Consider the following 9,479-nt stretch of genomic DNA (forward strand, 5'->3'; position numbering starts at 1 on the left):
CCTCCACCAATCCAATCTTAGTTGGTCAAAAGTTACGGAGGGAGACTTTTCCGGTGCCAATGTAAAAGATAGTATAATTGCTAATTCTGATTTGAGTAGCTCAAATTTTCAAAATGCTAATCTCGAGGGTGTAGATTTTAATGGTTCAAAGTTGGTGAATGCCGTTCTAATTGAAGCCGACCTTAGCAATTCTGTTTTGGCTGGTGCCAATCTAAGTGGTTCTGATCTGACTAGTGTCAACCTAAGCAATGCCAATCTTACAAATACCAACTTAAGTAATTCGAACTTGAGAAATGCAGATCTCAGTAATGTGATTTTTTCTAACACCAATTTAAGTGGTGCAGATCTTAGAGGCGCGCTTGTAACCAATTTGAATGATAGACTTGTGAATCTAGAAAGTGCACTTCTAGATCAATCAGATTTTCAAGAATCCGAAGAACCAGTAAGTAGTGGTATAGTCTCATTAGAGGAGAAAGAAGATGAACCGAATGAACTTAATACATTTAGATCAACTAGTTGTTTTGATGCATTGAATATGAATGAAGCCGAAGCTTTTAATCTATTTTATCTTTCACTCAATGATTTGATTAGTAGATTAGAGATAGCCTCGAATATAGTAGAAGATAACAGTGATTTGATTATTGAATACACACAAGAATTTTGCACTATGAGTCGGAATGAAGGCGCTAAACTAACTTCCTTATATACCTCCATAGGTATGGCCCTTATCCAGATTGATCCAAGTCTCTACGAAAAGATTGTATTACTTGATAAACCCTAACTTCTTTCATAATGTTTAGATTATTATGTGGGCTTTATTGTTTGTAAGGTATGTTTACACTCTTATTGCTTCCCTATTTAAATAAGAATCTTTCTTTACTTTCATTTCTGTTGCCTTTTGCATTAGGAGATAACGTCAGTCTTTTTACTAAAATCGAAGTTTTTATTTTTTGTGTTTGTCTAATTTTTATTCTTCAGTACTAATCATTGGGTTATTCGATACTTTTCCAAGTATGTAGACAATTATTTTACATCTAGCAGCAAATGAAAACTCTCAATCTAACAGCAAAGAAGAAATAGTTTTTATTCAAAAAAATAAATCTAAATATTTTGGAAGTTTCTCTTTGTTACTCCTAAAAATATCTTCTATCGGCTGTGCCTGCGACAAATCAATTGTTTCGAAAAAATTGGTCATGGATAGATCATTGAATTTCACGACAGCTGTGAATCTTAACGAATCTTTCTCTGAAGTAAAGTGTTTATTCTTCATATTTTAGGATTTTATGTTTTGCCTTAGGACTGATTTTTTAATTTATCTTTCAGCACTTTATTCCTTTGAAGAATTATTATCAGAATATATTGTCACAATCCAACTCAATTTGCTTTGCAGTCGTCTCTGATACTATCTCATCTGCCCTCTACTCATATTGCTCATTTACAGTATATATAGGGGCAAGTAGAAAACTTGAGAAAGTTAGGATACTCTAATACCAAAAATTCTTAATCTTCAAAGTTTAATATGTCAGACGAAGGTACTTATTATCATTCTGATCCAAAGAAACAAAAAATTAATAATTTAGTAACTTTTTACATCACTAGACTTTTTAGTTTTGGTCTCCTTAGTTTTGTATTGATATCGATCTATCAAATTTTTGGTAATTTAATTATATCAGAAAGAAGCATTGGAGTAGTTGTTGATTTTAAAACAGATTTCATGAGTGTTGGAGGATTTCCTATTAAGGAGTGTCAAGAGCCCAAAGTTTCTTTTAGTTCAAGAAATGGAAAATCCTTAGAATTTTGGGGGGATAGAAATTGCCTTACAGGTTATCATGAAGGTGATGTGGTTTTAGTATTTTATGACTTTGGTGACTACCAAGACGTACAGGTAATGAGTATCTTAGCTGATTTAATTTTCCCTTTGATTGCCATAGGACTCGGACTGTTCTTTTGGAAATATGGGAATTGGGCAAAAAATTACGTTCCACCGACAATGAGAAAGGATGATCAGGCGTGAAGTAAATTTTGTTTTAGGTGGAGTCCTTGTTTTTGATGTAAGGACTATTTGAACTGAAACGAATTGAAGAGCAATTTCTTCCCTGCTCGCAAATGTTATTTTCTATGCTGGTACGGACTAATTGTCACAATACCACTGCACAAAGAAGAATACGCTAGTATTCTCTGAAAAGGTGGGGAAATGAATAGCGATAAATTTCAGACCTGCCCTAACTGTAGAGAAATTCAGATATCTACATTAGCATTGCATTGCCCCAAGTGCGGTGTTCCACAAGATCCAGCAACTGTCAGTCAAAAAGGCAAATCTAAGCAAAAACGCGAATGGGGATCATTAGAAAATTACATCCCTTGCGCTGCCTGTGGTGCTCAAAGACCCGACAGACATTATCATCTGGAAACTGTCTGCCCTAACTGTGGGGACAAACGCCTTTCAAACTCTGCCTACTACGGTCGGTTCCTTCTCATCATACCCTTACTTGGTGTGTGCCTTTGGGGCATTTCTCGCTTCTAGTCAGAATGACAACAAACATGTCTTTCATACCCACCAATTATACTCTCGTGTGTTGCTATCGCGGGTGCTTTGATCTTTCTGAGTTGCTTTCCCACACTCCAAGATAGTTGGTTCGATGATGCACATCCTATCATCGACAGTTCTGACGATGAAGCCAATAACATCTACAAGCAGTAAAACTTAAGTTATCCTGATCATGTTGAAATGAGCGGAAAGATTGAGGAGTTATAGCTGCTAAAATACCAGACATGCAGAATGTTAGAGGGCCTACTCATCCCAGTAGTATAGACAGACTACAGCTGTGAATTCGGATATTGGGACTTGTGTCGTAGGTTAAGTTTGGAAGCTTCCGAGGTAATTGATACTTTAAAGACTTTTGAACTAAGATTATTTGCTGATCTCAAGGCATCATGGCAATCTTGATTTGCCGAATTGATCGGTCTAGGAGATTCGGGTCTTACAGCAAACTTTAGTATCGTTAGGTGTTGTTGTCGGAGTAAAATGGCAGGCCATTCTCAGAATGGGGTTGAACCTCAACTGGATTCAGAATTTTGAGATTGATGCGACATTAAAATTCTCCAAGTTTTTCAAGTGAGAGTACACAGACAAGTGTATCTTTGTTCTGGTAAGGGCGGTTGACAAATCGTACAATAATCTTGCTACAGGATTCCCGCAGACTTCCATCTACGCTCTGGCATACCCGTACTTTGTAGGTATCGTTCTCCATTTTTGAAACAATTTGATAGTCAATTTTCTCCTCATCGCCACCAGGATAAGGGTAGTTAGCGTCAATACAGCCTCTCAGCCTTGTCCTGCTTAGAAATACTGCAGCTACGCTGTCGTCCCCATTCAATTCTGTCATCAGTTGAGCAAGGCAACCCGGAGGAATTAGATCATCCACAGTACGAAATTTACCTTGTGCTATAAAGTAATCGAGATCTGCCGTAGTCTTGGTTGTATTTGTAGTGTCAGAGCTCTGATCACATTGGGGAGGTGTAGCCTCAAAACGTTGCTCCTGTCCATGGATTCTCTCACTTGAAGCGATTACAGCATAAGCACTAACAATGACTAGAAATATGATTTTCATTCTGTTGCCTGTCTCTTTTGCCAAGATAAGGAGATCAGCTCTTCCTTTGTTCTTGAATGGTTCAAAGTCTTCTTGCTCCCAGTTCCAATCTTTGCTTGGATTATAGTCCAAGTTTGCGATAAGAGCTCCTTTTTTGGTAGCCTTCCGATTCTATTTTAAGCAATCCTAATTGATGCGCTGAAGATTGCTACATCACTGTGTTGGATTGTTAGCTTTGATTGCCTAGATACTTACAGAAAGTTGTTAGGATTTCTGGAAAAGCTGGCTACTCCAAACCACAAAATTCCTGCTGCAATAATCCCAGATCAATGTTGGAAACCTCTTTGTAGTTCTTCATTCACCAACGAATCAACGCCTAAGTTCCAAGTCTGAAATGTAGTTTGCAGATCTACTAGTTTTTGTGTGAATGGTGGTGGTGCACCGAGGACTTCTCATCATCTCCAGAAGTAGCCCCACTCTGTTGTACGGGCAACTCTACGACTACATCTGGAGCTTGCCGAAACTGGAGAGTCAGCGTGTGTGATTCTCCAAGCTTAGGTGCCTGCTTCAAGTTGATCAGCATGATGTGATAGCCACCAGGCTTGAGCATCGCCATGCTCTTTGCAGGAACTTCAAGGGAATCCACAGGGTACATCTTCAGCATGCCGTTCTCTTCCTTGACGTTGTGGATTTCCACTACTTCAGCCAAGGGTGTACTTGCCCCAATCAGGGCATCTGCCTGATCTTGGTGATTCATCACGGTCAGGTAGGCAGCTCCCATCTTGGCATTGGGAGGTGTCGCCCGAATCCAACCATTGGTGACACCCATTTCAGCCATGGACTGCGCGAACATAACACCAATGTCCAGCATGAACAACAAGCTGATGAATAAGCCAAATATTTTTGAAATTTGTTTCATTGTTGATTCTTCACTCAGGAGTAGTTGCTCCACAGTTTGAACGGAACCGGAGCACTAAAGCTCAGTCCTCCGGTTCCACTGCAGAGAAAAATTTCACTCTCTCCTTTCACTGCCCAGATGATCAAAGGACCTGAAGTGATCGAATCACAGGTAGCTAGTGACACAGAGAGTATTTCGAAACGTCCGATGTTCTTCAGAGTTTCAAGGAAAACAACAGATGCTCAGTAATTTTGGCAAGAATGGATCAGAATGGAGGAGGAGCCCGCAGAGAAGCCAGACTTAGCCAAGCCTTGGCAATAAAAGGAGACTGGTAGGGGAGAGTACCAAGTATGTGGACTAGAACCGGCCCAAGGATTGGGGCCATGGGAGGCAGAACAAGTGTGGCGCTCCCAGCGTTCCAAGCTAGCAGGGCGGGGCACGGTTCTGTATCAGTAGAAACGGGAGTCAGTGGGAAGGGGAGACAATCCAGGTGCTCTGCTAAGTCTGCAGAGACAAAAGCACCTGTTGGTGTGCGGAATCCATCCACATGCTGCACATGCACTGGGATCACACTGAGCCAAATCAGCAGCAATACAGCCAGTGCTCCAGCCAAACTACGAAGATTTCTTGAACGATAACTTGTGCTCATGCACCTGTTGGGAAAGATAACTTTTTTTCAGAAATATTGTTCTCCCAAGCCTAGCGCACTCTCCACAAAATTCTAGGATTTTTGATTGAACTGAGAATTGGTTTGGCAGGTCAATGAGCGCATTCAACAGTTGTAGTCGGTTATAACGGTCGACTGGCAAACTCTTTTCATGGCCAGATGCGGATTTGTTTGAACCCTTATTCAGGAAGGAGTTGCCCCAATGTCGATCTCCGTTCTTCCACGCCGTCGTCCATTGGTCACGGATGGTAGCATCGCCTCAATACATGGCTTGGAAATTGGTGCCGAAAGCTCACTGCCCATCTTCAGTATGGGAGTCTCTGCGGGTTTCCCTTCACCGGCAGAAGATCATCTGGAAGGACGCTTGGATCTCAATGAGCATCTGATTCCCCATCCTACCTCAACCTTCTTTGTCCGAGCCGCTGGAGATTCAATGATCCAGGCTGGAATTTTCGATGGAGACCTGCTGGTAGTGGATCGTTCAATCGAGCAACGCAAGGGCCGGATTGTGATTGCTTCGCTACATGGAGAATTTACCCTCAAGCGGCTTTGGCAGGATGGAGGTCAGATTGAGTTGCGTCCGGAAAACGAAAATTATGAATCCATCCAAGTGACTGTAGATGATGCCTTTGCTGTCTGGGGAGTGGTGACCTATGTCATCCACAAGCTCTGAACCCTGCCTGGCGCTGGTTGATTGCAACAATTTCTACGTTTCCTGTGAGCGAGTCTTTCGGCCAGACCTGGCACAGGTGCCGGTAGCAGTTCTCAGCAACAATGATGGCTGTGTGATTGCCCGTAGCGAGGAGGTCAAGCAATTGGGGGTGGCGATGGGGACTCCCTACTTTCAGTGTGGACCAGAGTTGCGTCGGGCTGGGGCTGTTGTTTTCAGCAGCAACTATCCGCTCTACGGGGATTTCAGCCAGCGGGTGATGCAAACGCTGGAGGCTCAGTGTCCACGGGTGGAACGTTACTCAATCGATGAAGCCTTCATCGAGATTCCCGGTAGCGAACAGACAGAGCGAGAAGCCTTCGCTCGACAATTGCGGGCACGGGTCCTGCGAGATACGGGCATTCCTGTCTCGATTGGGTTGGCTCCAACGAAGGTACTGGCCAAGTTGGCCAATCGACAGGCCAAACGGCGCAAGGAAGCCGCAGGGATCTGGTCCATGCCGGACGATCCAGAAATTCGTCAACAGCAGCTTTCAGTGACCCCATTGACGGATATCTGGGGCATTGGTAGGCGTTGGGCAAGGCGCTTGGAAACCGAAGGTTGGCAGAATGCTGCAGACTTGGCAGCTGCTGATCCTGCAATGATCCGGCTTGTCGCCAATGTGGTATTGCAGCGAATCGCTTTGGAGCTACGTGGAGAGCCCTGTCTTTCCTTGGAGGAAACGAACCCACCCCCGCGGTCACTGGTGCGTAGTCGTTCCTTCGGTCAACCGCTTTACCAGCTGACAGAATTGCGTCCAGCCCTTGGACGATACCTGCAACGTGGCTGGGAGCATTTGCGCAGGCATCATTTGAGGGCAAGTGGAATCCAGGTCTTTCTACACACCAGTCGTTTTCACAGAGAAGTTCGCTATTTCGGTAGCCGACAAGCGGTCATCGAACCAACGGATGATCTGTGGGAACTCCAACGATGTGCCTTTGCACTATTGGAACAGGCCTATCGCTCGGGTGTGGCCTATACGCGCTGTGGGGTAATGCTCTTCGGTCTGGAACCCGATCAGCCTTCCTGGAATATGGACACAGCGTGGCAACCGAGAGCAGAACTGCAGCAAGCCATCATAGGACTTCAGCAACGTTGGGGACGTAATGTGCTACAGTTGGCTCACACCTTGACAGGAGCCAAAGGGTTGCCACTCCAGCAACATCGATCCCCACGCTACACCACTCAATGGCCTGAACTGCCAGTAATCGGACTCCGCTGATCTGCTCAGGCGCTCCCCAGTTGTTTAACAAATGTCTTTCCTGCCACGGACCAAATAACCTTCATTGCAACCGTGGAAGCTTTGCCTAAGCTTTTCCTTGTAGGTTGATACAACAAGTTTTGAGTGTTCATCGACTCAAACTTGGACTTTGGTCGGTTTCTGTTACACTTCTGTTTACCTAATGGGAAGCAACGCTTCGCCACCGCCTTCGACGCAGTTGTCGAGGGATTACTAACACGAGTCTTTCTGAAAGGATCTCAATGGAACACCAACTCCCTGCCCTACCCTATGCCATGGATGCCCTCGCACCACACATTTCTGCTGAGACCCTAGAGTTTCACTATGGCAAGCATCATCAAACCTATGTGACTAAGCTCAACGGTCTGATTCCCGGCACAGAATTCGAGAACATGTCCTTAGAAGATATTGTCGGTAAGTCCAGTGGCGGTGTTTTCAACAATGCAGCCCAGGTTTGGAATCATACCTTCTACTGGAACTGCCTGAGCCCCAATGGAGGTGGAGCACCCAATGACAAACTAGCTTCAGCGCTACAGGGCTCCTTCGGCTCTGTTGATGCGTTCAAAGAGCAGTTCACCAATTCGGCGGTCAACAACTTCGGCTCCGGATGGACCTGGTTGGTGCAGAATTCCGATGGTAAGCTGGCGCTGGAGAACACCAGCAATGCAGCAACTCCTCTGACCGGAGCAAGTACACCATTGCTGACCTGTGATGTCTGGGAACACGCCTACTACATCGACTATCGCAATGCTCGTCCAAAGTATCTGGAGGCCTTCTGGAATCTCGTGAACTGGGACTTTGTCACAGACAACATGAGCTGATTGATCTCTCTTTTGCAGACCGCTTTTGTTGTTGCGGTCTGCCCTCGCTCGCAGCAAATCAATCCTTGCAATTTCAATAGCAGTTTCTTACACTTAGCGGCTTTCCATTTGGCGACTCCTCCTCTGGAAGAGCATGGAGCCTCGGAGGCGTGGCCTGCACCAGAGAAGTCCGGAACACGCTACAAGCGCGTCTAGCCTTCACTCCTTTCCTTCTGTTTCCACCTCATTTCTCAACGGAGTAAGTCTCTCATGACCATTTCGCTCATTTTGGTCCTGTCGGTCTTTGGGCTGCTGATCGCCCTGTATTATGCCCGTCAGGTCTCGCAAATTCCATTGACTCAGGGCATCTCTGACCCTGCTGAAGCAGAACGCCTGCGCAAGATTCACGGTGCGATCTCCAAGGGAGCGATGGCCTTCCTGACCCAGGAATATCGCTACATGATCTATTTCATGGTGGCATTCGCAGTCCTGATCTCATTTTTAGTGGATGATCCACACACTGCCAATTTGAACGAGGGTCTGTATACAGCGCTCTCATTCCTGCTTGGAGCCGGTGTGTCTATGGTCTCTGGCTTTATCGGAATGAAGATTGCGACGATTGGCAATGCACGCACGACAGTTTCAGCAAAAACATCGATCTCCCGTGCTTTTCAGGTTGCCTTGCAGTCTGGTGCAGTGATGGGTTTCGGCTTGGTTGGTTTGGCCGTGCTCGGACTGATGGGTGTGTACCTGATGTTGGTGGGCTTGCTACCTTCTGGAGTAGATACGCACATCCTCATGGAAGTCATGGCAGGTTTTGGTCTGGGAGGTTCCTCGATTGCCCTATTTGGTCGTGTGGGTGGAGGTATTTTTACCAAGGCTGCAGATGTTGGCGCAGATCTAGTCGGTAAAGTAGAGCAAGGGATTCCAGAAGATGACCCACGCAATCCTGCAGTGATTGCAGATAACGTTGGTGACAATGTTGGTGATGTGGCCGGAATGGGCGCAGATCTTTTTGGTTCCTGTGCTGAAAGTACTTGTGCTGCGCTAGTGATTGGTGCTGTTGCTTTTGCCACAAATCTGGAAGCTTTGCTTTTCCCGATCCTAATCACCGCGATTGGTATTCCATTAGCGCTAGCCACGATGTTCACAGCAAGGGTGCAAGAAGAGAAAGACGTGGCTCCAACTCTCAAGAAGATGTTAATCATCTCCACGATTCTCAGTGTGGTCGTGATGTTCTTCGTGACCAAGTGGGCTCTGCCTGCGACCTTCGTGATCAGTGGCTCAGAATATACCAATCTTGGTATTTACTGGTGTTACTTCGCTGGTGCAGTTGCTGGACTGGCTGTTGGTCTCCTAACAGAATACTATACATCCCACGACTTCGCACCTGTTCGGGAAGTAGCTAAAGCTTCGGAAACTGGGGCAGCCACCAACATAATTTTTGGCCTGGCACTTGGTTATCACAGTTCTGTCGGGTCGATTCTAGCGATTGCTGTCAGCATTTATGTGCCATTCTACTTTGGTGGGATGTACGGAGTAGCGATTGCTGCCTTGGGTATGCTCAGCACTCTG

The 9,479-nt window shown here is 45.3% G+C and carries 11 protein-coding genes; 8 read left to right on the forward strand and 3 right to left on the reverse strand.

Annotated features, from left to right (window positions below; genetic code table 11):
* Positions 1 to 781: pentapeptide repeat-containing protein (locus P8O70_16770; GenBank protein ID MDG2198493.1), on the forward strand; the 781-nt coding region annotated here is incomplete at its 5' end.
* Between the two features lie 738 nt (positions 782 to 1,519).
* Positions 1,520 to 2,014 carry a hypothetical protein gene (locus P8O70_16775; protein MDG2198494.1) on the forward strand — a complete coding sequence of 165 codons (495 nt, stop codon included), beginning with the start codon at positions 1,520 to 1,522 and terminating at the stop codon, positions 2,012 to 2,014.
* A gap of 1,078 nt (positions 2,015 to 3,092) precedes the next feature.
* Here the strand turns inward: P8O70_16775 and P8O70_16780 are convergent.
* Positions 3,093 to 3,611: a hypothetical protein gene (locus tag P8O70_16780; protein MDG2198495.1), complete on the reverse strand. Its 519-nt coding sequence runs from the start codon at positions 3,609 to 3,611 to the stop codon at positions 3,093 to 3,095.
* A gap of 391 nt (positions 3,612 to 4,002) precedes the next feature.
* Positions 4,003 to 4,509 (reverse strand): copper chaperone PCu(A)C, encoded by a 507-nt coding sequence (locus P8O70_16785; protein ID MDG2198496.1) that lies wholly within the window; start codon positions 4,507 to 4,509, stop codon positions 4,003 to 4,005.
* 24 nt (positions 4,510 to 4,533) lie between these two features.
* Between P8O70_16785 and P8O70_16790 the strand changes: the two genes are divergently transcribed.
* A complete protein-coding gene (locus P8O70_16790; GenBank protein ID MDG2198497.1) occupies positions 4,534 to 4,737 on the forward strand; it encodes a hypothetical protein in 204 nt (67 codons plus the stop codon).
* 16 nt (positions 4,738 to 4,753) lie between these two features.
* Here P8O70_16790 and P8O70_16795 read toward each other — a convergent pair whose 3' ends face one another.
* Positions 4,754 to 5,137 carry a hypothetical protein gene (locus tag P8O70_16795; GenBank protein ID MDG2198498.1) on the reverse strand — a complete coding sequence of 128 codons (384 nt, stop codon included), beginning with the start codon at positions 5,135 to 5,137 and terminating at the stop codon, positions 4,754 to 4,756.
* Between the two features lie 220 nt (positions 5,138 to 5,357).
* On the opposite strand from P8O70_16795, the gene umuD reads away from it, so the two are divergent.
* The 5 genes from umuD to P8O70_16820 all read left to right on the forward strand — a co-directional run.
* The gene (gene umuD, locus P8O70_16800) at positions 5,358 to 5,828 is read left to right on the forward strand and encodes a translesion error-prone DNA polymerase V autoproteolytic subunit (GenBank protein ID MDG2198499.1); all 471 of its coding nucleotides are present in this window, start codon (positions 5,358 to 5,360) and stop codon (positions 5,826 to 5,828) included.
* Positions 5,809 to 7,086, forward strand: a complete 1,278-nt coding sequence (locus P8O70_16805) for a DUF4113 domain-containing protein (protein ID MDG2198500.1) — start codon at positions 5,809 to 5,811, stop codon at positions 7,084 to 7,086. The genes umuD and P8O70_16805 overlap by 20 nt, the downstream gene beginning before the upstream one ends.
* 260 nt (positions 7,087 to 7,346) lie before the next feature.
* Positions 7,347 to 7,925 carry a Fe-Mn family superoxide dismutase gene (locus tag P8O70_16810; protein MDG2198501.1) on the forward strand — a complete coding sequence of 193 codons (579 nt, stop codon included), beginning with the start codon at positions 7,347 to 7,349 and terminating at the stop codon, positions 7,923 to 7,925.
* Positions 7,926 to 8,120 (forward strand): hypothetical protein, encoded by a 195-nt coding sequence (locus P8O70_16815; GenBank protein MDG2198502.1) that lies wholly within the window; start codon positions 7,926 to 7,928, stop codon positions 8,118 to 8,120. It abuts the gene before it with no gap.
* 54 nt (positions 8,121 to 8,174) lie between these two features.
* On the forward strand, positions 8,175 to 9,479 hold a 1,305-nt coding region (locus P8O70_16820), incomplete at its 3' end, for a sodium/proton-translocating pyrophosphatase (protein ID MDG2198503.1).

It is taken from the genome of SAR324 cluster bacterium (assembly GCA_029245725.1).
Lineage (GTDB): Bacteria > SAR324 > SAR324 > SAR324 > NAC60-12 > JCVI-SCAAA005.